Annotated in this window: 19 protein-coding genes; 14 read left to right on the plus strand and 5 right to left on the minus strand. The window is 69.7% G+C overall.

Features of this window, described 5'->3' with window-relative positions; all coding sequences use genetic code 11:
• The first annotated feature begins 37 nt into the window (after positions 1-37).
• From HNR09_RS08200 to HNR09_RS08215, 4 genes are all read left to right on the plus strand, one after another.
• Positions 38-727, plus strand: a complete 690-nt coding sequence (locus HNR09_RS08200; RefSeq protein WP_179541591.1) for a DUF4232 domain-containing protein — start codon at positions 38-40, stop codon at positions 725-727.
• 586 nt (positions 728-1,313) lie between these two features.
• Positions 1,314-2,081 (plus strand): hypothetical protein, encoded by a 768-nt coding sequence (locus HNR09_RS08205; RefSeq protein WP_179541592.1) that lies wholly within the window; start codon positions 1,314-1,316, stop codon positions 2,079-2,081.
• 131 nt (positions 2,082-2,212) lie between these two features.
• On the plus strand, positions 2,213-3,208 hold the full coding sequence (locus HNR09_RS08210) for a YdcF family protein (protein WP_179543100.1): 996 nt from the start codon (positions 2,213-2,215) through the stop codon (positions 3,206-3,208).
• 99 nt (positions 3,209-3,307) lie between these two features.
• The gene (locus HNR09_RS08215) at positions 3,308-4,705 is read left to right on the plus strand and encodes an FUSC family protein (RefSeq protein WP_343047489.1); all 1,398 of its coding nucleotides are present in this window, start codon (positions 3,308-3,310) and stop codon (positions 4,703-4,705) included.
• 54 nt (positions 4,706-4,759) lie between these two features.
• Here the strand turns inward: HNR09_RS08215 and HNR09_RS08220 are convergent, their stop codons facing one another.
• Entirely contained in the window at positions 4,760-5,275 is a 516-nt protein-coding gene (locus HNR09_RS08220) for an amino-acid N-acetyltransferase (protein ID WP_179541593.1), read from the minus strand.
• A 306-nt stretch (positions 5,276-5,581) separates the two neighbouring features.
• On the opposite strand from HNR09_RS08220, the gene pstS reads away from it, so the two are divergent.
• The 4 genes from pstS (at position 5,582) to pstB (ending at position 9,888) form a co-directional block, all read left to right on the plus strand.
• On the plus strand, positions 5,582-6,712 hold the full coding sequence (gene pstS, locus HNR09_RS08225) for a phosphate ABC transporter substrate-binding protein PstS (RefSeq protein WP_179541594.1): 1,131 nt from the start codon (positions 5,582-5,584) through the stop codon (positions 6,710-6,712).
• A gap of 105 nt (positions 6,713-6,817) precedes the next feature.
• A complete protein-coding gene (gene pstC, locus HNR09_RS08230) occupies positions 6,818-7,777 on the plus strand; it encodes a phosphate ABC transporter permease subunit PstC (RefSeq protein WP_378938753.1) in 960 nt (319 codons plus the stop codon).
• A gap of 92 nt (positions 7,778-7,869) precedes the next feature.
• Positions 7,870-9,021 carry a phosphate ABC transporter permease PstA gene (gene pstA / locus HNR09_RS08235; protein WP_179543102.1) on the plus strand — a complete coding sequence of 384 codons (1,152 nt, stop codon included), beginning with the start codon at positions 7,870-7,872 and terminating at the stop codon, positions 9,019-9,021.
• An 87-nt stretch (positions 9,022-9,108) separates the two neighbouring features.
• Positions 9,109-9,888, plus strand: coding sequence for a phosphate ABC transporter ATP-binding protein PstB (gene pstB, locus HNR09_RS08240; RefSeq protein ID WP_179541596.1), 780 nt, complete (start codon positions 9,109-9,111; stop codon positions 9,886-9,888).
• A 46-nt stretch (positions 9,889-9,934) separates the two neighbouring features.
• Here the strand turns inward: pstB and HNR09_RS08245 are convergent, their stop codons facing one another.
• The 3 genes from HNR09_RS08245 to HNR09_RS08255 all read right to left on the minus strand — a co-directional run bounded on the left by HNR09_RS08245 (position 9,935) and on the right by HNR09_RS08255 (position 12,537).
• Positions 9,935-10,954: an inorganic phosphate transporter gene (locus HNR09_RS08245; RefSeq protein WP_179541597.1), complete on the minus strand. Its 1,020-nt coding sequence runs from the start codon at positions 10,952-10,954 to the stop codon at positions 9,935-9,937.
• A gap of 10 nt (positions 10,955-10,964) precedes the next feature.
• The gene (locus tag HNR09_RS08250) at positions 10,965-11,582 is read right to left on the minus strand and encodes a DUF47 domain-containing protein (RefSeq protein WP_179541598.1); all 618 of its coding nucleotides are present in this window, start codon (positions 11,580-11,582) and stop codon (positions 10,965-10,967) included.
• A 388-nt stretch (positions 11,583-11,970) separates the two neighbouring features.
• On the minus strand, positions 11,971-12,537 hold the full coding sequence (locus tag HNR09_RS08255; RefSeq protein ID WP_179541599.1) for a TetR/AcrR family transcriptional regulator: 567 nt from the start codon (positions 12,535-12,537) through the stop codon (positions 11,971-11,973).
• A 93-nt stretch (positions 12,538-12,630) separates the two neighbouring features.
• Here HNR09_RS08255 and HNR09_RS08260 point away from each other — a divergent pair, with 93 nt between their 5' ends.
• From HNR09_RS08260 to HNR09_RS08270, 3 genes are read left to right on the plus strand one after another with little or no spacing between them, the layout of a single operon-like run.
• Complete coding sequence (locus tag HNR09_RS08260) at positions 12,631-12,834, plus strand: hypothetical protein (protein ID WP_179541600.1); 204 nt, start codon at positions 12,631-12,633, stop codon at positions 12,832-12,834.
• Complete coding sequence (locus tag HNR09_RS08265; protein ID WP_179541601.1) at positions 12,831-14,174, plus strand: MFS transporter; 1,344 nt, start codon at positions 12,831-12,833, stop codon at positions 14,172-14,174. The genes HNR09_RS08260 and HNR09_RS08265 overlap by 4 nt, the downstream gene beginning before the upstream one ends.
• Positions 14,158-16,710: an FAD-dependent oxidoreductase gene (locus tag HNR09_RS08270; RefSeq protein WP_179541602.1), complete on the plus strand. Its 2,553-nt coding sequence runs from the start codon at positions 14,158-14,160 to the stop codon at positions 16,708-16,710. Before HNR09_RS08265 ends, HNR09_RS08270 begins: the two co-directional genes overlap by 17 nt.
• Before the next feature lie 129 nt (positions 16,711-16,839).
• Here the strand turns inward: HNR09_RS08270 and HNR09_RS08275 are convergent, their stop codons facing one another.
• Entirely contained in the window at positions 16,840-17,652 is an 813-nt protein-coding gene (locus tag HNR09_RS08275; protein ID WP_179541603.1) for an IclR family transcriptional regulator, read from the minus strand.
• Positions 17,653-17,784: 132 nt separating this feature from the next.
• Here HNR09_RS08275 and HNR09_RS08280 point away from each other — a divergent pair, with 132 nt between their 5' ends.
• From HNR09_RS08280 to HNR09_RS08290, 3 genes are read left to right on the plus strand one after another with little or no spacing between them, the layout of a single operon-like run.
• Positions 17,785-19,035, plus strand: a complete 1,251-nt coding sequence (locus HNR09_RS08280) for a glycine cleavage T C-terminal barrel domain-containing protein (protein WP_179541604.1) — start codon at positions 17,785-17,787, stop codon at positions 19,033-19,035.
• 12 nt (positions 19,036-19,047) lie between these two features.
• A complete protein-coding gene (locus HNR09_RS08285; RefSeq protein ID WP_179541605.1) occupies positions 19,048-19,959 on the plus strand; it encodes a methylenetetrahydrofolate reductase in 912 nt (303 codons plus the stop codon).
• Complete coding sequence (locus tag HNR09_RS08290; RefSeq protein ID WP_179541606.1) at positions 19,956-21,728, plus strand: formate--tetrahydrofolate ligase; 1,773 nt, start codon at positions 19,956-19,958, stop codon at positions 21,726-21,728. The genes HNR09_RS08285 and HNR09_RS08290 overlap by 4 nt, the downstream gene beginning before the upstream one ends.
• The last annotated feature ends 11 nt before the right edge of the window (positions 21,729-21,739 follow it).

Raw genomic sequence — 21,739 nt, forward strand, 5'->3', positions numbered from 1 at the left:
CGACTGATGTCCAGTCTCCGGCGATACCCTGGTGCGCATGGCTTCTCCCCGTCCCCGACGCACGCCCCGGCGCCAATCCGCCGCGGTGTACCGGAGGCGGCGACTCGTCGTGGGCACCTTCGCGGTGATCGTCCTGGTGGGGCTCTGGTGGGCCGGCGCGGCGATCTTCGCGCTGTTCGTCGACGAGGACCCCAACGATCCCACGGCGCAGGAGACCGACCCCGCGGGGGAGTCGGCCCAGGGCGAGGCCTCCGAGACCGATGACCCTGACGGTGACGGCTCAGAGGACGCGGAGGACGAGGAGGATACGGGGGACGAGGAGCCGGAGGGCGAGGACTCGGACGGGTCCTGCGCGCCCGGGGACGTCCGCGTCACCGCCGCCACCGACGAGGACACCTATGGTGCCACGGTGGCGCCGGTGCTGATCCTTGCCGTGGAGAACACCGGTGCACAGGAGTGCACCCTCGACGTCGGCACTGCCGAGCAGGAGTTCGAGATCTCCCATGCGGGCCGGCAGGTCTTCACCACGGAGCAGTGCGGCGACGACGGCGACTCCTATGAGCTGACGATGGAACCTGGTCAGCAGGAGCGGGCGCAGCTGACCTGGCCCCGTTCGGATTCGTCGGAGACCTGCACGGAGCCTGCGGAGCTCGAGTCGGGCACCTATGAGCTGACGGTGAGCATCGGCGGCATCACCTCGGACCCCCACCGGTTCACGCTGGACTGAGGGCGGCGGTCGGCCCTGTGCCACTGCGCCACGCCTCGTTGACCCGGCCTCCCTGTCCGTTCTGCACCCCGGTATCACGTCTGCCCCACGAGATCTGGCTGTGCAGACATGATGTCGGTGTGCAGAACGGCGTTTTCCACAGGGTCCCCGGACTCGGCCGCACCGACACCCAGAATCGGTCAGAGTGGAAGGCATGGTCACGCACGCTGTCAGATCCGAGCCACGCGATTCCGTGCGCTTGCACTGCGTCGGGGATCAGCCCGATCAGGAGCGGGCCCATCGGAGCAACAGGTGGTCGACGGCTGTGCGTCGTGGCGAAATGCTGCGCCTGGCCCATGGCGTATACATCGAGCCTGGGCCGTGGCTCAGGGCCCCGCCGTGGGAGCGGCATCTCATGGCTCTCGGCGCGATGGCAGCCGCAGCCTCACCACTTTTCTGTCGCAGCTCGGCGCTCGCACTGTGGGGTGTCCCTCTGCTCCGCACTCCGGGAGAGATCACGATCCGGGAAGCTCGTCGTGGACGTGTGGGGCGCCGCAGGACGGGTCCCCTCACGGGGACGGCCGACGCCGCGGTCGTCGCTCGCCTGTTGGCGGACCACCAGGCTCCGGCCGCTGCCCGGGGCAGACCTCTCAGCGGCCGTGACCTGCAGCCCATCCCCCTCCGTCGCCTCGGAGCCGCGCTGCCCGAAGGAGCCGGTCGCGAGGATCTGCAGCTCAGGATCCGGGCAGGGGAGTATGCGGTGCCGCAGGACTCCCTGGGCCTCGTGGTGCATCCGTGGTTGCGGGGAGTTCCCGAACGGGTCGATGTCGAACCGCTTGCCTTCTCCGTCCTGGACACCGTAGCGGAGTCCTCCCTGGCCGAGGCGGCGGTGATCCTGGACGCCGTGCTGGCGGGTCGGATCACCTCCGAGCGGACCCTCGCGCTGGACGACTTCGTCGAGTGGGAGCCGTATCTGCGCACGCACCGCCGACGGGCACGGTGGGCTCGGGCAGTGGAGTTCGCCGACCCTGCCGCCGAGTCCCCGGGGGAGTCCGGGGTACGAGCCCTGATCCGGGAACTGGGCTTCCACGCCCCGGAGCTGCAGCGTGAGTTCGTTCTGCCCGACGGGCGGCGCGTGCGTGCGGACTTCGCCTGGGAGGGCGTCGTCGCGGAGTTCGACGGGATGGTCAAGTACCGGAGGTCCCAGGAGCTCAGCGGGGTGAGCCCGGTGGATGCCCTCGAGGCGGAGAAACACCGCGAGGACGGGCTTCGAGCGTTGGGCCTGGTCGTCGTCCGGATCATCTGGGATGACATCCTGCGGCCTGAGCGGCTCCGTCGGAAGCTGCTGCAGGCCGGAGTGCCTCGTGCCCGGTGATCGCTGGTCGGTGCGTCCTGCCTCCCAAGATCACGTCTGCACCACGAGATCTGGCTGTGCAGACGTGATTCTGTGGTGCAGTTGTCCCCCAGGCCCGCTCCGCTCCTCCCGCTAGGCTGATCCCCGTGTTCATGCTGATCCTGGCGGCTGGCTTCGGCGCCCTCTACCTGTTCTTCCGCAGACGCGACCGGCGCATGCTGCGCAACGGGGTGTTCCTCGTCGGGGCGCTCGGCTGCGGGCTGCTCGGCATCCTGGAGATCTTCTCCCGCGTGGTGCCGGGATTCGGCCTGGTGTCGCTGGCACTGGTGCTGCTGCTTCCGGCCAGTGTGGTGGTGCTGTGCTGGTTCCTCATCGCCAACGGCATCACCATGCTGCGCCGTGAAGGCCGCCGCCTGGGCAACATGCTCTCCCTGCTGGCCGGCCTGGCGATCCCGATCCTGCCGGTGGTGGCGGTGCTGCTGGTCGGCACCGCGAATCCGTATCTGGTGACCCTGGCAGTGCTGCTCTTCCTGCTCACCGGCTACGTGAGCGTGGCCTTCGTGATCTTCCTCAGCTATGCGCTGGCCTATGGCCGCATGACCCACCGGGAGCATCCGGCGGCGCTCGTCGTGCTCGGCTCCCGGCTGATCGGTGGCCAGGTGCCGCCCCTGCTGCGCGCCCGCCTGGACCGCGCCTTGGAGGTCTACCAGGACACCGAGCCGAAGCCGCTGCTCATCCCCTCCGGCGGACAGGGTCCGGACGAGTCCCGCGCCGAGGGAGCCGCCATGGCGGAATATCTGCGTGAGCAGGGTGTGCCCGCTCAGGATGTCATCGCCGAGACCGAGGCGGTCAGCACGGCCCAGAACCTGCGGTTCGCCCAACAGATCCAGGACGACGCCGGTCGCTCCGGTGCGCTGCTGGCGGTCACCAACAACTACCATGTGCTCCGCGCGGCGCTGCTGGCCAGGAAGGCCGGGCTGCGTGCTGAGGTCACCGGTTCCAAGACAGCCCGCTACTACGTGCCCAGTGCCTTCCTGCGCGAGTTCATCGCGGTGATGCGCGGGCACCTGTTCCTCCATGCGGTGCTGTTCCTGCCGTTCCTCGCGTTCGCCGGGTTGGTGCTGATGGCGGCGCTGGCGCAGGGATGAGCGGCTCAGCCCGCGTTCGCCTCCTCGTCTCCCGCCGCCCGGCATGGCACGGGCCACATACCCCCTGATCGCCTGCCCTCGACCCCCTAGACTCGGAGGGTGAGCACAGCTTCGGACGCCCCGGACCCCGCCGAACCTCGCCGGTCGGGCCTGCTCGCCTACCTGCGGCACGGCGTGCGCACCGCCCGTCGCGTCACCACGGCGCGTGTCCGCGCCGGTGGGGTGCGGGCTGGCCGTTCGGTGGTCCCGGCCCTGCAGATGACGGTCGCCGGGGTCGGCGCCTTCGCGCTCGCCGAGACGCTCCTGGGTCATGACGGCCCGCTCTTCGCCGCCGTCGCCGCGCTGATCGCCCTCGGCTTCACCAAGGAGCCGCGGCTGCGCAAGGTCGTGGAGGTCGCGCTGGGCTGCACGCTGGGCATCTTCATCGGAGACCTGGTGCTGCATTTCTTCGGGGCGGGTCTGCTGACGGCGTCCTTCGTGCTCTTCGTCTCGATCATGCTGGCCCGGCTGCTGGACAACTCGTCCCTGCTGGCCATGCAGATGGGCCTGCAGGCGTTGCTGGTGGTGCTGATCCCGGCCCCTGAAGGGGGCCTGCTGGGCCCCTTCTCGCGCAGCGCGGATGCGGTCCTCGGAGGAACGGTGGCCATGCTGATCGCTCTGCTGACCCCGAAGGACCCGCGCCGGGAGCCGATCCGTGAGCTGCGCCGAGTGGTCGATGACCTCACGCGGGCGCTGCGTGAGACGGCGAAGGCGATCCGCACCTCAGAGTCCCGGGAGGCGTGGCACGCGCTGATCCGCTGCCGGGGCATCCAGTCCCAGCTCGACGACGCCGTGGCGGCGGTCGCCTCGGCGGAGGAGCTGACCCGATACTCGCCGGCCTACCGGCGGCACCGGCACTACGTGCGGCGGATGGGCCGGCTGACCGAGAAGATGGACCTCGCGGTCCGCTCCATGCGGGTGATCACCCGGCGGGCCGTCTCCATGGTGGACAACGCCTCGCTCACCGATGAGGCCACGGAGAGTCTCTCCTCCCTGCTGGAGGAGTTCGCGGACGCCGTCCAGCTGCTCTCCCGGGCGGTGTCGGAGTCGGGACCGGCCTCGGCGCAGCGGATGGAGGTGGCCCAGCACGGGCTCTCGGCCGTGGCCACACGGCTGCATCCCACGCGCCTGGAGATCCACACCCTCGAGGGTGAGTCGGTGGTGCTGATGCTGCGCACCATGATCGTCGACGTCATGGAGGCGGCGGGTCTGACCCATGAGGAGGCCGAGGAGCTGCTGCCCGCGCTGGGCCACCGGGACACGCTGACCGGGCGCATCCGGATCGTGAAGGCCGAGCGTCGAGCTGGGCGGGCGGAGCGGAGGGCCGAACGGCAGGGGGAGTGGTCTCGCGAGCACTTCGAGGAGGACGACGACGGCGCCCCCGCACCTCAGCAGGAGGCTACGGAGACGACGCGGTCCGCAGAGGGTGAGGACACCGACACCAAGCCTCCTCGCTGAGCAGTGCCGGCCTGCGCCGGCCTGCGTCGGCGTGCTCTGCGCGGCCCGAGCCGCTCAGAGCTGGAGGATCATCCGGGAGTTGCCCAGGGTGTTGGGTTTCACCCGCGCGAGGTCGAGGAACTCGGCCACGCCTTCGTCCTGGGAGCGCAGCAGCTCGGAGTAGACCTCCGGGTCCACGGCGTCCTGGTTCTCCATGACGGAGAAGCCGTGCCGGACGAAGAACTCTTCCTCGAAGGTCAGGCAGAACACGCGGCTGACGCCGAGCTGGCGGGCGTCGTCGAGCAGCCGGTGCAGCAGCGCCGAGCCGACGCCGTGGCCGCGCCACTCGTCCCGGGTGGCCAGGGTGCGCACCTCGGCAAGGTCTTCCCACATCACGTGCAGGGCACCGAAGCCGATGAGGTCGCCGTCGTCGGACTCGGCGATCTGGAACTCCTGGAGGGACTCGAAGTAGGACACCCTCTCCTTCGGGACCAGGACGCGTCGTTCCACCAGCGGATGGGTGAGTTCGATGATGCGCTTCACGTCCGCGGTGCGGGCGGGGCGGATGCAGAACGAGTCGCTGGAGCTCATCGGTCCAGTCTAAGTCCGGCCGGCCCCGGAACCTCCCTCGATGCCGGTGCTCGCCGCGGGCGGGTTCACCGAGCGTTCATCGAATCCGCGCGTCCTCGTCACCTGCTGCGGCGGTTCTCGTCATCTGGGCTCCCTAGCCTGACACTCGGTCCGCGGCTGCACTGTGCCGTTCACCTGTGCCGGTGCGACGTCGTGGACCTGAGCTGACACCCCTGACACCTTCCGGGCCTCCCTGGCACCGCGAGGGGTCCGGTGCTGGAGCGGAGAGACGCTCCACGCCGGAGTCGACATCTGAGAGAGGACACTGTGAAGCTTCATCGTTTCGGTCGCGCGGCGGCCATCCTGTCCGTGGCTTCGCTGGCGCTGGTCGCCTGTGGTGAGTCGAACAACCCCGGCGGGGACGACGCAGACGCCGGCACTGGTGGTGAGAACGGCGCTGAGACCTCGGAGGTCCAGGGCACGCTCTCCGGCGGAGGCTCGTCCGCCCAGGAGGCGGCGATGACCGCCTGGGCCAACGGCTTCACCTCTGTGGCCCCGGACGCTCAGGTCAACTACGCCTCGGTGGGGTCCGGCTCCGGAAGGGAAGGCTTCCTCGGCGGGGAGTATGACTTCGCCGGATCCGATGCCGCGATGGACGAGGGCGAATGGGAGCAGTCTCAGGAGATCTGCGGCCCCGACGGTGCCTTCCACATCCCCTCCTACATCTCGCCGATCGCCGCCGCGTACAACGTGGAGGGCATCGACGGGTCCCTCAACCTCGATGCCGAGACTCTCGCGGGCATCTTCGCCGGGGAGATCACGAGCTGGGACGACGAGGCCGTCGCGGAGCACAACCCGGACCTGGATCTGCCGGACACGCCGATCACCGTGGTGCACCGCGCCGACGACTCCGGCACCACGGAGAACTTCACCGAGTACCTCGAGGCCGCAGCGCCGGAGGTCTGGGAGTGGGAGGCCGACGGTTCCTGGCCTGCAGACGTCTCCTCCGAGTCTGCCCAGCAGACGTCCGGCGTGGTGGACCTGACCACCCAGACCGACGGAGCGATCACCTACGCCGACGCCTCGCAGATCGGGGATCTGGATTCCGTGGCCGTCGAGGTGGGGGAGGAGTACGTCGAGTACTCGCCCGAGGCCGCCGCGCAGGCCGTGGCGTCGTCCACCCCGGTGGAGGGCCAGGCCCCGAACAACATGTCCTACGAGTTGGACCGCGACACCGAGGAGTCGGGTGCATACCCGATCGTCCTGGTGGCCTACAACATCTTCTGCAACGAGTATCAGGACCAGGAGACCGTCGATCTGGTGCAGGCCTTCGGCGAGTACGTCGTCTCGGAGGACGGTCAGAGCACCGCGGAGTCGGCGGCCGGCAACGCCCCGATGTCTGAGGAGCTGCGCGACGAGGCCCTCGAGGCGATCGACCAGATCCGCGTCGCCGAGTGACATCGCCGGAACGTTCCCGACACCCTGATGGGAGATCCTGTGGCCGGCTCTGATGAGTCACGCACCTCCACCTCGCCGCCGAGCACGACGACGCCCGGCGGCGCTGTGGCAGCGGCCCCGCGCGGGGAGAACGCCCACAACTCGCTGACCACCTCTGACTCCGGCGGGGTCTTCGGCGATCGGCTGTTCTCCGGGCTGGCGCTGACCGCCGGGATCGCGATCCTGGTGGTGCTGGCCTTCGTGGCGCTGTTCCTGACGGTCAACTCCACGGGGGCGGTCTATCAGGAGGAGCAGGGGTTCATCGTCCGGGCGTTCGTCGAGTACGCCTACCCGCTGGTGATCGGCACCGTGGTGGCCTCGGCGATCGCGCTGGTCCTGGCCACCCCGGTGGCGGTCGGCGTCGCGCTCTACATCTCGCACTTCGCCCCGCCGCGGCTGTCCAAGTCGATCGGCTATGTGATCGATCTGCTGGCGGCGATCCCCTCGGTGGTCTACGGGGCATGGGGCATGAGCTTCCTCGGTCCGGCGCTGGTGCCGATCTACAGGTGGCTGCATGAGCACCTGGGCTTCATCCCGCTCTTCGGGGAGGCGCCGTCGCAGACCGGTCGCACGATCTTCACCGCCGGTGTGGTGCTGGGGGTGATGATCCTCCCGATCATCACCTCGGTCTCCCGGGAGATCTTCGTGCAGACTCCGAAGCTGCACGAGGAGGCCGCCCTGGCCCTGGGCGCGACGCGCTGGGAGATGATCAGGATGTCGGTGTTCCCCTTCGCCCGGGCGGGCATCATCTCCGGAGTCATGCTGGGGCTGGGACGAGCCTTGGGCGAGACCATGGCCGTGGCCCTGGTGCTCTCGGCCGGGCCGTTGTCGGCCTCGCTGATCTCAGCGGGCAACAGCACCATCCCCGCGGAGATCGCCCTGGGCTTCCCCGAGGCGCCTCCGGGTTCGGAGCGACAGGCGCAGCTGATCGCGATCGGGCTGGTGCTGTTCGTGATCACCCTGATCGTGAACATGGTCGCCCGGTGGATCGTCAGCCGGCACAAGGAATTCTCAGGAGCCAACTGATGGCCGAGACCAGAAACCCCACTCAACAGAAGGCGCGCCCGGAGGACGCCTCGACGCCGACGCCGGCGACCGCGGAGACCCCTGGCGCCCCGATGCTGCCCGAGGGGCCAGCCGGGATCGCGGGACGTCGCAGCCGGCTGACCCAGAACACGCTGCCCCGATGGGTGCCGCTCGCGGTGCTGGGCGGCTCCGCGGTCGCCGGGGCCGCGGTCACCGCGCTGACGGGATTCTCGCTGGCCGTGTGGCTCATCGTCACCGCGGTGCTTTATGTAGTGGTCAGCTACGTGGTCACCCGGGCCCGCGTGAATCGCCGCAAGGCCACAGACGGGCTGTGGACCAACCTGGTCCACCTGGCCTTCCTCATCGCGCTGCTGCCGTTGGTCTCGGTGCTCTGGTCGGTGACCTCGGTGGGCCTGCCCGGGCTGATCGAGCCCGGTTTCTTCGCCTCGGACATGCGGGGCATCGACGGGACCATCGACCAGGCGTCCCAGGAGCAGGGAGCCGCCGTGCTGGGCGGCATCAGCCATGCGATCGTCGGCTCGCTGCTGATCACGGTGGCCGCCACGGTGATCTCGGTGCCCATCGGTCTGCTGACCTCCATCTATCTGGTGGAGTATTCCCGAGGGGGCCCGTTGGCGCGGGCCATCACGTTCTTCGTGGACGTCATGACGGGCATCCCCTCCATCGTGGCGGGACTGTTCGCGGGTGCCGCGATGGCGTGGTTTCTCTCTACGGCCGGCGCGCTCACGGGTGCTTTCGGCGGGATGCGCTCCACGATGGGCATCACGGCGGCCATCGCGCTGTCGGTGCTGATGATCCCGGTGGTGGTGCGCACCACCGAGGAGATGCTGCGCGTGGTGCCCAATGAGCTGCGGGAGGCCTCCTACGCACTGGGCGTGCGCAAGTGGCGGACCATCCTCAAGGTGGTCATCCCGACGGCGATTTCCGGGATCGCCTCGGGCGTCACGCTGGCCATCGCCCGGGTGATCGGCGAGACTGCGCCGATCCTGGTGACCGCAGGCTTCGTGGTCAACGTGAACTGGAACCTGTTCTCGGGGTGGATGACGGCGCTGCCGGTCTATATCTATCGCCAGTTCCAGAACCCCACCTCGCCGAACTTCTCCGATCCGTCCCATCAGCGGGCCTGGGCGGCCGCGCTGGTGCTGATCATCATCGTGATGCTGCTGAACCTCATCGCGCGCCTCATCGCCAAGATCTTCGCCCCGAAGACGTCCGGCCGCTGACCCGCCGCCCTCGCGGAGGCGGGGGCAGAACAGACCTTCATCAGGCCGGGCGGAGCTCCGGCGTCGCAGAGAGTGAGAGAGCCAGACATGTCCAAGAGCATCGAAGCGCGGGACCTCAACGTCTACTACGGGGACTTCCTCGCTGTGGAGGGCGTGAGCATCAGCATCGCGTCTCGGTCGGTGACCGCGTTCATCGGCCCCTCGGGCTGTGGGAAGACCACGTTCCTCCGAAGCCTCAACCGCATGCATGAAGTGCTGCCGGGTGCGAGGGTCAAGGGCAAGCTGCTGCTCGACGGCGACGACATCTACGGTCCCGGAGTGGACCCGGTGACGGTGCGGACCATGGTGGGGATGGTCTTCCAGCGGCCCAACCCGTTCCCCACCATGAGTATCCGTGACAACGTGCTGGCCGGCTACAAGCTCAACGGAGCACGGATGAGCCGTTCGGAGGCCGACGACGTCGTCGAGCGTTCTCTGCGCGGAGCGAACCTGTTCAACGAGGTCAAGGACCGTCTGGACAAGCCCGGATCCGGGCTCTCAGGGGGGCAGCAGCAGCGGCTGTGCATCGCCAGGACGATCGCGGTGAAGCCGGATGTGATCCTCATGGACGAGCCCTGCTCGGCGCTGGACCCGATCTCCACCTTGGCGGTGGAGGATCTGATCTCGGAGCTGAAGGCCGAGTACACGGTCGTGATCGTCACGCACAACATGCAGCAGGCGGCCCGTGTCTCGGAGCGGACGGCGTTCTTCAACATCGCGGGCACGGGCAAGCCCGGGAAGCTCATCGAGTACGACGACACCTCCACGATCTTCAACAACCCGAAGGAGAAGTCCACCGAGGACTACGTCTCGGGCCGTTTCGGCTGACCGAGAGCCGGCCGGACCCCGGGCTCGCGGGCCGCGTGCCCGAAGCTCAGAACTCCAGCAGCGGGGAGATCGCCAGCACCAGCACCGCTGAGGCCCCGCCCACCACGAGCGGGGTCACCGCCCAGTAGGCGAAGAGCCGCACCGCCTGCGGCCAGTTGACCGTGGCGAAGCGCTGGTTGGATCCGGCGCCGATCACTGAGGAGGCCGCCGTCAGCGACGTCGACAGCGGCAGCGCCATGGCCAGCGAGCCTGCGAACAGCAGGGCCGAGGTCGTCGTGGTGGACACCATGCCGCGCATGGGGTCCATGGTGACCAGACGATGGCCCAGCATGTGGCCGATTCGCCAGCCGCCGGTCAGGCAGCCGAGCCCGATGAGCAGTGCGAAGACCACATACGCGGCCGGCATCCAGGAGGCGGCGTCGGAGACCCCGGCGGCCGGCAGCGAGAGCAGCAGGACGAAGGAGAACCGCTGCCCCTGCTGCAGGCCGGTGCCTAGGCTGGTCAGGCCTGCGCACACCGCCTGGACGGTGCGGCTGGTCTCATTGACCGTGTCCGGGTCGGCCCCGCGGGCGACCCTCACCGCGAGGAACACCAGCAGGTAGGCCAGGCCGAAGGCCACCAGCGGGGAGAGCAGCAGCGTGGCGAGCGGGGCGGCCCACGGAAGGTGCAGTACGGCGGTGGAGTCGGTCCCGTCGAGCATCATCGAGGCCAGCGCCCCGCCGATCAGCGCGGCCAGCAGGGCGTGCGTGGTCGACGTCGGCATGCCGCGGAAGTAGGTGTAGAGGTTCCATCCCAGCAGGGAGACCAGCGCGGACAGCACCACTCCGAGGATCATCTGGGGGTCCATCTGCGGGAACTCGAACCAGGAGAACAGATGCACCCCCAGCGGGATGGTCATCAGCACCCCGAGCGCGTTCGCCCCGGCGGCCAGGCGGGTCGCGATGCGCGGGGTCAGCGCCCGGGTGCGCGTGGGGATGGCGATGGAGTTGGGGACGTCGTGCATGCCGGCGACGAAGAGGTTCGGCAGCAGGACGAGGGCGATGAGGGTGAGCAGCAGGATCTCCACGTGGACGGCCTCAGGACTCCCGCACGATGATCGATCCGGCCGTGGTGCTGACCTTCCGCAGCGATTCGACGGCCTGCAGCATCGCGGTGGCGATCTGTGCCTGCTGGAGGGCGATGTTCGGCTGGAAGGCGCTGTCGCTGGAGGTCAGCCATTCCCTGTGGGTCCGGTTGGCCTGCTTGGTCAGCCGCTGGATCTGGATCCAGTACTCCTCGAGGTGGTCGAAGTCGTCGAGCCGGGCGAGGGCGTCCACAGTCAGGTCCACCTGACGGCCGAGGGTCTCCAGCTGGTCGGAGCTCTGCCGCGGGAGGGTGAGGCTCTCCCGGGCGATGATGAGGTCTCCTGCGGCGACGACGTGCTCCAGGGTGCGGTTGAGCAGCCGGGAGAGCGCGTAGATGTCCTCGCGCGGAAGGGGAGTGAGGAAGACGCTGCGGATATGCGTCATCAGGTTGAAGTGGAGGTCCATGGCGGTGCCCTCCAGGCCGATCAGCTCATCACGCAGCGGCCGACGGTCCGCGGCGGGCATGCCCAGCAGCTGGGAGAGCAGGTTCACGCCGGTGCGCACCTCTCGCCCGATGTCGGTGAGCAGCTCCACCGCCTGCGAGTGGCGCTGGCCTCGTCGTGCGATCATGCCGTGTTCCCCATCTGATCTCCCCTGCAGCGGTGTCCGTGGAGAGTGTATAGCGGGAAGATGAACCGATCGTCGCGGACGCCGGGTCGCGGACCGGTCCGGACACAGGAGAACCCGCCGTATGACGGAGCATGCGGCGGGTTCAGACCCGACGACGTCGCCCGCTCGGGGCGCGTCAGATATGAGGTTTGGAGTGCCGGGCTGGGAACGCCTCACGGCGCGTGGCCACTCGAAGTGGCTACAAGTTGGAGCCCGGGGGTTACCTGCAGCCCGGCACATTCCCAGTGTGCCCCTGGATGCTCCTGAGGTCAACCGGAACCTCAGGTGTCGGGTCCGTGAGGAGCTGCACCTCGGGTGAGCCGATCCTGGCGTGGCCGGCCCCGGCGGTTCACGGCTCGAGCAGGTCGCGGGCGATCTCCCGAGCCTCGGAGAGCAGGTCAGGCCCATGGATGCCCTGGTGGGCGAAGGCTCCCTCGAGGAGCAGGAACATGTGGCGCGCCAGTCGGTCGGCGGAGGCGGTGGGGTCGTCCGCTGAGATCACCCGGCGCAGGAGGTCCTCGATCGCCTGCTTGTGGTGCCGGATGATCGCGTAGCCGGGGTGGTCGACGGGCAGCTCGGCGGCGGCGTTGAGGAAGGCGCAGCCTCGGGTGGCGGTGAGGGTGTCCTCGGCGTAGACGTCGAACAGCGTCAGGGCCCGGGGAGGTTCGGCGGCCTCGATCCGGCGCTCCAGCCGTGCCCACCAGGTGTGATGCCGGGCCTCGAGATAGGTGGCCACCAGGGTGTCCTTGGAGCCGAAGTTGTTGTAGAGCGTCCGCTTCGTGACCCCCGACTCCTCCGCGATGGTGTCGACGCCGACGGAGTGGATCCCGCGGTCGTAGAACAGGGCGGCAGCGGTGGTGAGGATGAGGCGAGCGCCGGGGGTGAGCTGATCGATGTCGGGCGCGGCAGAGGTCATGGCGAGGGTCCTTGATTTCACAGATCTGTATACATAGTCTGGTGCAGAAATTTCACAGATCAGTGTACCCCTTACCGTATCGGAGGTGCTTGCATGAACCGGCTCACCAGACTTCTCAGATTCTGCGAGGAGGTGGCGCTCGCCGTGGACTCGGCGAACGCCGTCCGTCACGGCCTGCCCCTCTCCGACCGCGCGGTGCGGCTGCAGCATCGCCGCGGCCGCACACGGCCCGGGGTCCTCCCCGAGTCTCGCGAAGGGGGCCGGGGGCCGGACTCCGCCACCGGCGGCGCCCGGTGAGTACGAGGCTCGCGCCGCCGACCCCTCTGGCGCCTCTCCGCACGGTACGGCTGGCGGCCGCCGGCCTCGCGCTGATCGCCGTGTGCTACGGGCTGGCCCGCTTCGCCTACGGTCTCTTCGTGCCGGTGTTCCGCACGGAGTTCGACCTCGACGGGTCCCAGGTGGGCCTCATCGGTTCGGCGAGCTATGCGGCCTACTGTGTGGCCATCTGCGCGGCCATGATGCTCGCCCCCCGATGGGGCGGGAGGGCCGTCGCCGTGATGGCCGGGGTCGCGGCGACCCTCGGCATCGGTCTGGTCGGGGCGTCCCAGGGGCCCGCGATGCTCAGCATCGGGGTGATCCTCGCCGGTGCCAGCACCGGAATGGTCTCCCCGCCGCTCGCCTTCGCGGTGGCGAAACGTGTCGAGGCTCGACGCCAGGACAGGGTCCAGGCGATCATCAACGCCGGCACAGGGCTCGGCGTCGCGCTCTCCGGGCCGGTGGCGCTGCTGACGCTGGATCACTGGCGCGGGGCGTGGCTGGTCTTCACGGTCATCGCTGCGGCGACCACTGTCTGGGCGGCCTGCGTGGTGCCTGACTCGCGGACTGAGCCGGAGGAGAGAACTCCGGGCTCGCCTGCCGCTGCGCGCGGGTCCACGGGCCGGCTGGTGCCTGCGCCGCTGCTGCCGCCCGGGGCGATGAGACTGCTGCTCAGCGCGGGCCTGGCCGGCATGAGCACCACGGCGGTGTGGGTCTTCGGCCGGGACGTGCTGACCCAGGTGGGCGGAATCAGCGACGTCGCCGCCACGCTGACCTGGAGTCTCCTGGGTGCGGCAGGGCTGCTGGGCGCCGGTGTCGGCGACCTCGTGAGGCGGGTGGGCCCACGGGGAGCCTGGGTCCTCATCACAGGGCTCCTGGCGGCCTCCACCGCTGTGTTCGGGGTCGTGCCGGGAGAGCTTCTGCCCGTAGTGGTGGCGGCCTCCGCCTTCGGCGCCGCCTACATCGCCATGACCGGTCTGCTGCTCATCAACGGGGTCGCCGTCTACTCGGGGCACCCGTCCGCCGGCGTCGGGCTGGCGTTCCTCGTGCTCGCTCTGGGGCAGTCCGTCGGCGGGGCGGTGCTGGGACGGCTCATGGAGGCTGCCGACGCGGAGACGGCTTTCCTCGCCGCGGCAGGCCTCGCGCTGCTGTGCGCACTGATGCCGCCGGTGCCCACATCGGTGCTCGTCTCGATGCCCGCCGCCGCCTCGCATGAGCGCGTCCGTGGGCCGGGCCATGGTCAGTGGCCCGAACGCGGCGGTACGATCGGGTCACAGGCATCGCGCAGCAATGGTGGTGAGAGCGATGGAGAACGTCCCTGACCGTGCCCACGTCGTCGTCATCGGAGCCGGGATCGTCGGCAGCTCGATCGTCCGGCATCTCGCCGAACTCGGCTGGCGGGACATCCTGCTGCTCGACAAGGGCCCTCTGCCGGAGCCCGGCGGCTCCACCGACCACGCCTCGAACTTCGTGTTCCCGGTGGACCACTCCCGGGAGATCACCGAGCTCACTCTCGATTCGCTGCGCCAGTACGCCGCTCTGGGGGTGCTCACCGGGTGCGGGGGCATCGAGGTCGCGCGCACTCCCGAGCGTCTCCAGGAGCTCCGCCGCCGGATGACCTCGGCGACAGCCTGGGGCGTGGATGCCGAGCTGATCAGCCCGGCACGGATCCGTGAGCTCATGCCGTTCATCCGGGAAGACCTGCTGCTGGCGGGCTTCCACACCCCCACCGGAGCCATCGTAGACGCCGTCCGTGCCGGTCAGCTGATGCGCGGCCGTGCTCTCGAGCGGGGTGCCCTGCAGATCGCCGACCGCGCCGAGGTCATCGGTCTCGAGCTCGACGCCGGTCCGCTCGCCGACGCTCCCGGGCGCATCCGAGCCGTGGAGACCAGCAGGGGCCGGGTGGAGGCTGAGCACGTCGTCGTCGCTTGTGGGGTGTGGAGCCCACAGATCGCCGCACTGGCGGGAGCGAGCATCCCGTTGGTGCCCGCCGTGCATCAGATGATGGACCTCGGCCCCATCCCGGAGTTGGCCGCCACCGAGGAGTGGATCTCGGTGCCGCTGGTCCGGGACATGGACGCCCGGATGTACGCCAGGCAGCGCGGCCCGGACCTGGAGCTCGGCTCCTACGCTCACGGGCCCATTCTGCATGAGCCCGGCGAGATCCCGCCGCTGGGTGCGCCGGGGCAGGCCTCACCCACCCAGATGCCCTTCACGGAGCGGGACTTCGCGCCGCAGCTGGCCCACGCCCGGCAGCTCTACCCCGAGCTGCTCGGCGAGCACGGGCGCGAAGGCGTGGAGGTCACCCATTCGATCAACGGGCTGCTCTCGCTCACTGCGGACGGCTCTCCGCTGCTGGGTGAGACCGCCGAGGTCCGTGGGCTGTGGTCCGCCGCGGCCGTGTGGATCAAGGAGGGACCCGGCGTCGGGCGGGCGGTGGCCGAGTGGATGACCGAGGGCGCTTCCGAGGTGGACGTCCACGGGGCGGACATCACGCGCATCCCGCCGCACGGCCGGACCCGGCGCCATGCACGCGCCCGGGCGGCGGAGGGCTTCCCGAAGGTCTACGGGATCGCGCATCCTCGGGAGCAGTGGGCCAGCAGCCGGCCGATGCGCACCAGCCCCTTCCATCCGCGCACTCGGGCCCTCGGCGGGGAGCACTTCGAGGCCTCCGGCTGGGAGCGTCCGCAGTGGTACGCGGCCAATGCGCCCCTGCTGGAGGAGTACGCGGACCGGATCGATCACCGCGTGCATGAGTGGGACGCTCGCTGGTGGTCGCCGATCATCGAGGCTGAGCATCTTGCCATGCGGGAGCGGGTCGCGATGTTCGATCTCACGGCCTTCAGCATCATCGACATCTCCGGCCCCGGTGCCTTGGACGGGGTGCAGCGGGTGGCGGTGGCGAACGTGGACCGTGCGGTGGGGCGGGTCATCTACACCCCGCTGCTGGACTCCCGCGGCGGATTCCGCGCCGACCTGACCATCGTCCGGCTGGGCGCGCAGCACTTCCGGGTCATCACCGGAGCCGCCGACGGCGCCCGAGATCTCGCCTGGTTCCGCCGGCACCTGGCCGCTGAGCTCGACGCCGGCCGCGTGGTGATCCAGGACCTGACCTCGGCGACCTGTGCCGTCGGGCTCTGGGGTCCGCGCGCGAGGGGCGTCGTCTCTGAGCTGACCGATGACGACCTCTCCCACGAGGGATTCGGCTTCGGCACGGCCCGCCAGGTGGCGCTCGCCGGGGTTCCGACGCTGATGGTGCGGATCTCGTATGTGGGCGATCTCGGCTGGGAGATCCACCTGCCGGTGGAGCACGGCCTGCGGCTATGGGACGCACTGTGGGAGATCGGCCGACCGCAGGGGCTGATCGCCGCAGGAGGCGGGGTCTATGGCACCACCGGCCGGTTGGAGAAGGCGCACCGGCTCTTCGGGGCCGAGCTCACCCCGGACCGTGATCCCGTGGAGGCCGGACTCGCGTTGCCGAAGGTCAAGGAGGTGGACTTCCTCGGTAAGGACGCCTACCTGGCGGCGCGGGTGCAGGAGCCCGCCGCTGTGCTGTGCACTCTCGCACTTGTCGGGCACGGAGCCGCCGAGCCACGGTTCCCCTCCGGCAGCGAGCCGGTGCTCGACGATGACGGCTCGCCCCTGGTGGATGCCCGCGGCCGGCGCAGCTATGTCACCAGTGCGGGCCCGGCGCCGTCGTTGGGCCGCTACGTGATGCTGGCCTATCTGCCGCCGGAACGCGCCGTGGAGGGCGTCCGGCTGCAAGTGGAGTATCTGGGGACGCGGCTGCCGGCCGAGGTGCTGGCGGTGGGGCGGACCGCGCCCTTCGATCCGGAGCACCGCCGGGTGAAGGGGTGAGGGTGAAGGGGTGCTGGGGACTTCTCGTCGGTCCCGGGCCGCCGGATCTGCACACGCTTTGTGAGATCGCACCGGCAACGTTGCGGGTGCGATCTCACAAAGCGTGTGCAGATCGGGCAGCGGCGCCCCTCAGCTCTGTGCGCGGCCCACGTGCCCCAGCCGGCGGGAGAGTGCGTCGGCGGCCCGGATGACCGGTTCGCGGACATCTGGGAGACGGTCGGTCGGGAGCCGGTAGGAGGGCCCGGCCACGCTGATCCCAGCGACGACGGCGCCGCTGTGGTCGAAGACGGGCGCCGCCACGGCGTTGAGGCCCTCCTCGAACTCCTCCACCGCGTAGGCCCAGCCGCGGCTGCGGATCCGTTGCAGCTCCTCGGTCAGCTCGGCCGGACGGGTAAGGGTATGCGCGGTGAAGGGCTCCAGGCCGGCGTCCAGCACCGCCGTGAGGCTCTTCTCCGGCAGGTGGGCCAGCAGCACCTTCCCGTTGGAGGTGGCGTGAAGGGCGGTGTGCTGGCCGATCCAGTTGCGCATCGCCACGGCGGTGTCGGCCTCGGACTGGCACACATTGATCGCCACACCTTCGCGGGTGATGGCCACGTTGGTGGTCTCGCCGATCTCGGCGGAGAGCTCGTCGCACACCGGCTGGGCCTCAACGGTCAGGTCCAGGCGTGCGGTGGTGGCCCCGGCCAGCCGGAGGCAGCCGACGCCCAGTCGGTAGCCGCCGGCACCTTCGGGCGGCTCGACCAGGTCGTGGCGGACCAGGACCTCTGTCAGGCGTCCCACGGTGGACTTGTGCACTCTGAGCTCCCGTGCCATCTGGCTCAGGCTCGCTTCGCCCTCCCTGGCGAGGATGGTCAGCACGGTGAGGGCGCGGTCGACCGACCTGACCGGCGCTCCGGACTCGGCCTTTCCGTTCGTGCTGGTTGCTGCAGATTCAGTGTCCATCACTGTCGAGGATGCCCTCCGCGCAGCACCCAGCACAAGACTAGGCGTCGCGCATGACGCAACCTATTGTGTGGTGCGCGACACAGTGTCATGCTGGAAGTGTCCCAATGATGTGGCAGCAGGGAGGCCCCCATGACTCTCAACGAAGGCACTTTCGCCGTCCCGGACGACGTCGACGCCGTCGTCCCGGACCCCCGAATCCTGCTGTATCCGAGGCTCCGCAAATCCCCCTTCTTCTGGGCGTCGCGCCGCCATGGGGTCGCGATGTACAGCGTCTACAACCACACGTACCATCCGCGTCACTATGGCGACCCGGTCGCTGAGTACTGGGCCCTGCTCCACGGGGTGACGCTGTGGGACGTGGGCGTCGAGAAGCAGATCGAGATCACCGGTCCCGACGCCTTCGCCTTCACCAACATGCTCGTGCCCCGTGACCTGACCAAGTGCGAGGTGGGGCAGTGCAAGTACGTGTTCATCACCGCCGAGGACGGCGGCATCCTCAATGACCCCGTCCTGCTGCGCCTGGGGGAGAACCACTTCTGGCTCTCTCTGGCGGACAGCGACATCCTGCTCTGGGCCCGCGGGCTCGCCTACCGGTCCGGCATGGACGTCACCATCGAGGAGGCCGACGTCGGCCCCGTGCAGGTCCAGGGGCCGCTCGCCGGGCAGGTCATGGCGGCCCTCTTCGGCGAGGACATCTTCGACATCGGCTACTACCGGCTCAGGGAGTACATGCTCGACGGCATGGAGGTCATCGTCTCGCGCACTGGATACACCGCGGAGCTGGGCTTCGAGATCTACGTGAAGAACGCCTCGCGCGACGGCGTCCGGCTCTGGGAGACGGTCTGGGCCGCCGGTGAGCCCTTCGGGATGAAGGTCATCGGCCCCTGCCACATGCGCAGGATCGAGGCAGGGATCCTTGCCCACGGCTGTGACATCACCTACCGGACCAACCCCTTCGAGGTCGGAATGGGATATGACTGGATGGTGGACCTGGAGCAGGAGTCAGACTTCATCGGCAAAGAGGCGCTGACTCGTATCAAGCAGGAGGGCGTGAGCCGCAGGCTCGCCGGAGTGGAGATCGGCGGGCCCCCGTTGGGGACCTACAACGACGGGTCGATGATCGAGGCGTTCCCGGTGTGGCACGGTGGGGAACGGGTCGGCGAGGTCACCTCGGCCTGTTTCTCCCCGCGGCTGGAGCGCAACATCGGCTTCGCGATGGTGCCGACCGGGCTCAGCGAGATCGGCACCGAGCTGGACATCGAGACCCCGGCCGGCGTCGTGTCCGCCGTGGTGGTGCCCAAGCCGTTCGTCGACCCCGCCAAGGACACTCCCAAGCAGGCCTTCCTCGGAGGCAACGGCCACACTCACACGGAGAACTGAGGGCACCCGCCGGTGGTCCGACAGGTTCGCGCCGACCCCCTGGGGGGTCCTGCGCAGCGGGAGGTCCTGAGCCAGCTGCTGGCTCGGCCCCGATATGAGGTGCTCCCCCTGGCAGGGATCGTCGACGACGCCGTGGCCCACCTGCCGGCCGGTGCCACCGTCACCGTCACCGCCTCGCCCGCCCGCGGCCCTGAGCCCACGATGCAGACCGCCGAGGCGCTGGCGGCGGAGGGCTTCCATGCGGTGCCGCACCTGGCGGCGACGCAGCACGGGGAGCATTCCCTGCCCGTGACGCTGGAGCGGCTGCAGACGGCCGGGATCCAGGAGGTCTTCGCCGTCGGCGGGGACGCCGCGCCCGGCGACGATCGCCGCGGGGCCAGCACGGCCCAGCGCGGGGAGACCTTCGACGACGGCGAACAGCTTCTGCAGGCGGTGCGTCGGCTGGGCCCGGAGCTGCGCGTCGGGGTGCCCGGCTATCCGGAGGGGCATCTGACGATCCCGGCGGAGGCGCTCGAGGGCTCCCTCGGACGCAAGGTCGAGCAGGCCTCCTGTGTGGTCGGTCAACTCTGCTTCGACCCGCTGACCGTGCTCAGCTGGGCCGGTGGGCTCCAGGCCGCCGGAATGACGCTCCCCGTGTTCGCAGGTCTCCCCGGGGCTGCGAGCTCGGCGCAGCTGATGCGCATCGCCGGGCGGATCGGCGTCGGAGACTCGCTGCGCTTCCTGGCCTCCGGCGGGGCCGGAGTGGCGCGACGGCTCGCCTCCCTGGGGCGCTATGACCCCACGCCGCTGGCGGCAGGCCTGGCCGCCGCTCAGGACGGCGGCGTAGTGTCAGGCCTCCATCTCTACACCTTCAACGCGCTCGAAGAGACTGAGCAATGGCGCCGGCGGCTGCTGGCCCGGCTCCAGGAGGGAGATCACGCATGACGACCACTCACCACACCGGAGGCGAGCAGATCGCCGAGGAGCGGCCCGCCGCACCATTGACCGCCCAGGACAGCCTGGGCATCTCCGCGCGGACCCAGCTGCGCCCGATCAGTGAGATCGGCACGGAGCTGGGGCTCGACGAGGACCTGATCGAGCCCTACGGGCGCGGCGTGGGGAAGGTGGATCTGGCCGCGATCGAGCGCCTGGCGGACCGGCCCCGAGCGAAATACATCCTGGTCACCGCGATCACCCCGACCCCGCTGGGGGAGGGCAAGACGACGACGGCGGTGGGGCTGGGTCAGGGACTGCAGCAGACCGGCCGACGGGCCGCCGTCGCGGTGCGCCAGCCCTCTCTGGGGCCCACCCTAGGCATCAAGGGCGGAGGCACCGGCGGCGGATGGAGCCAGGTTGTCCCCATGGACCGGCTGAACCTGCACCTGACCGGAGATCTGCACGCCGTCACCGCCGCGCACAACCAGCTGGCCGCCATGGTGGACAATCACCTCCACCGCGGAAACCTTTCCGGACTGCACCCCGAGCGGGTGACCTGGCGGCGCGTCATGGATGTCAACGACCGTTCCCTGCGGCAGATCGTCACCGGGATGGGGCCTGCTGGGGGAGGGGCGACGTCGAACGGTCCGGTCCGCCAGTCCGGCTTCGACATCACCGCCGCCTCGGAAGTGATGGCCACCCTCTCGCTGGCGCGCTCGCTGGAGGACCTGCGTGCCCGGCTGGGAAGGATCGTGGTGGGCACCACGGCGGAGGGTGAGCCGGTCACCGCAGAGGACATCAAGGCCGCCGGCGCCATGACGGTGCTGCTCAGGGAGGCGTTGCAGCCGAATCTGCTGCAGACCGTGGAGCACACCCCGGCGCTGGTGCACTGCGGGCCCTTCGGCAACATCGCCACCGGCAACTCCTCAGTGGTGGCTGACCTCATCGGGGTGCGAGCCACCGACTATCTGATCACCGAGGCCGGCTTCGCCGCGGACATGGGAGCCGAGCGGTTCTTCAACATCAAGTGCCGGATCTCCGGCCTGGTGCCCGACGCCGCCGTCGTGGTGGCCACGGTCCGGGCGCTGAAGGTCCATTCGGGGCGACACCGGGTGGTGGCGGGCCGGCCGCTGCCGGAGGCGATGCTCCAGGAGAACCCCGAGGAGGTCCGCACCGGGGCGGAGAACCTGCGCGCCCAGCTGCGGATCATCCGCCGGCACGGGGTCACCCCGGTGGTGGCGATCAATGCGTTCCCCACCGACTTTGCCTCCGAGCATGAGGCCATCGCGCGGGTGGCCGCAGAGGAGGGCGCCCGGTGTGCGGTCTCCACGCATTTCGCCGACGGCGGCGCAGGCGCCGCCGAGTTGGCGGAGGCGGTGGTGGAGGCGGCCGAGGAGCCGGGCCAGTTCCGATTCCTCTATCCGGACGAGGCGCCGCTGACCGAGAAGATCGAAGCCATCGCCACCGAGGTGTACGGGGCGGACGGAGTGGACCTCTCCCCGACGGCGGCGAAGGACCTCGCGGCCTACACCGAGGCGGGTTACGGTCACCTGCCGGTCTGCGTGGCGAAGACCCATCTCTCCCTCTCCGCGGACCCGAAGCTGATGGGAGCGCCGTCGGGCTGGCGGCTGCCGGTGCGGGAGGTGCGGCTCTCCGCGGGTGCGGGGTTCGTCTACCCGATCTGCGGTGCGATGCAGACCATGCCGGGACTGGGGTCGGCACCGGCCGCGGAGAACATCGACATCGACGCCGAGGGACGGACGATCGGGCTGTTCTGATCTCCCGCCGG

The organism is Nesterenkonia xinjiangensis, from assembly GCF_013410745.1.
GTDB lineage: Bacteria > Actinomycetota > Actinomycetes > Actinomycetales > Micrococcaceae > Nesterenkonia > Nesterenkonia xinjiangensis.

Bases quoted from the DNA above. Each gene is read 5' to 3' on its own strand.
- HNR09_RS08200 (WP_179541591.1), top strand. From the start codon at position 38: ATGGCTTCTCCCCGTCCCCGACGCACGCCCCGGCGCCAATCCGCCGCG.
- HNR09_RS08210 (WP_179543100.1), top strand. From the start codon at position 2,213: ATGCTGATCCTGGCGGCTGGCTTCGGCGCCCTCTACCTGTTCTTCCGC.
- HNR09_RS08220 (WP_179541593.1), bottom strand. From the start codon at position 5,275: ATGAGCTCCAGCGACTCGTTCTGCATCCGCCCCGCCCGCACCGCGGAC.
- pstA (WP_179543102.1), top strand. From the start codon at position 7,870: ATGCTGCCCGAGGGGCCAGCCGGGATCGCGGGACGTCGCAGCCGGCTG.
- pstB (WP_179541596.1), top strand. From the start codon at position 9,109: ATGTCCAAGAGCATCGAAGCGCGGGACCTCAACGTCTACTACGGGGAC.
- HNR09_RS08250 (WP_179541598.1), bottom strand. From the start codon at position 11,582: ATGATCGCACGACGAGGCCAGCGCCACTCGCAGGCGGTGGAGCTGCTC.
- HNR09_RS08255 (WP_179541599.1), bottom strand. From the start codon at position 12,537: ATGACCTCTGCCGCGCCCGACATCGATCAGCTCACCCCCGGCGCTCGC.
- HNR09_RS08260 (WP_179541600.1), top strand. From the start codon at position 12,631: ATGAACCGGCTCACCAGACTTCTCAGATTCTGCGAGGAGGTGGCGCTC.
- HNR09_RS08270 (WP_179541602.1), top strand. From the start codon at position 14,158: ATGGAGAACGTCCCTGACCGTGCCCACGTCGTCGTCATCGGAGCCGGG.
- HNR09_RS08275 (WP_179541603.1), bottom strand. From the start codon at position 17,652: ATGGACACTGAATCTGCAGCAACCAGCACGAACGGAAAGGCCGAGTCC.
- HNR09_RS08280 (WP_179541604.1), top strand. From the start codon at position 17,785: ATGACTCTCAACGAAGGCACTTTCGCCGTCCCGGACGACGTCGACGCC.
- HNR09_RS08290 (WP_179541606.1), top strand. From the start codon at position 19,956: ATGACGACCACTCACCACACCGGAGGCGAGCAGATCGCCGAGGAGCGG.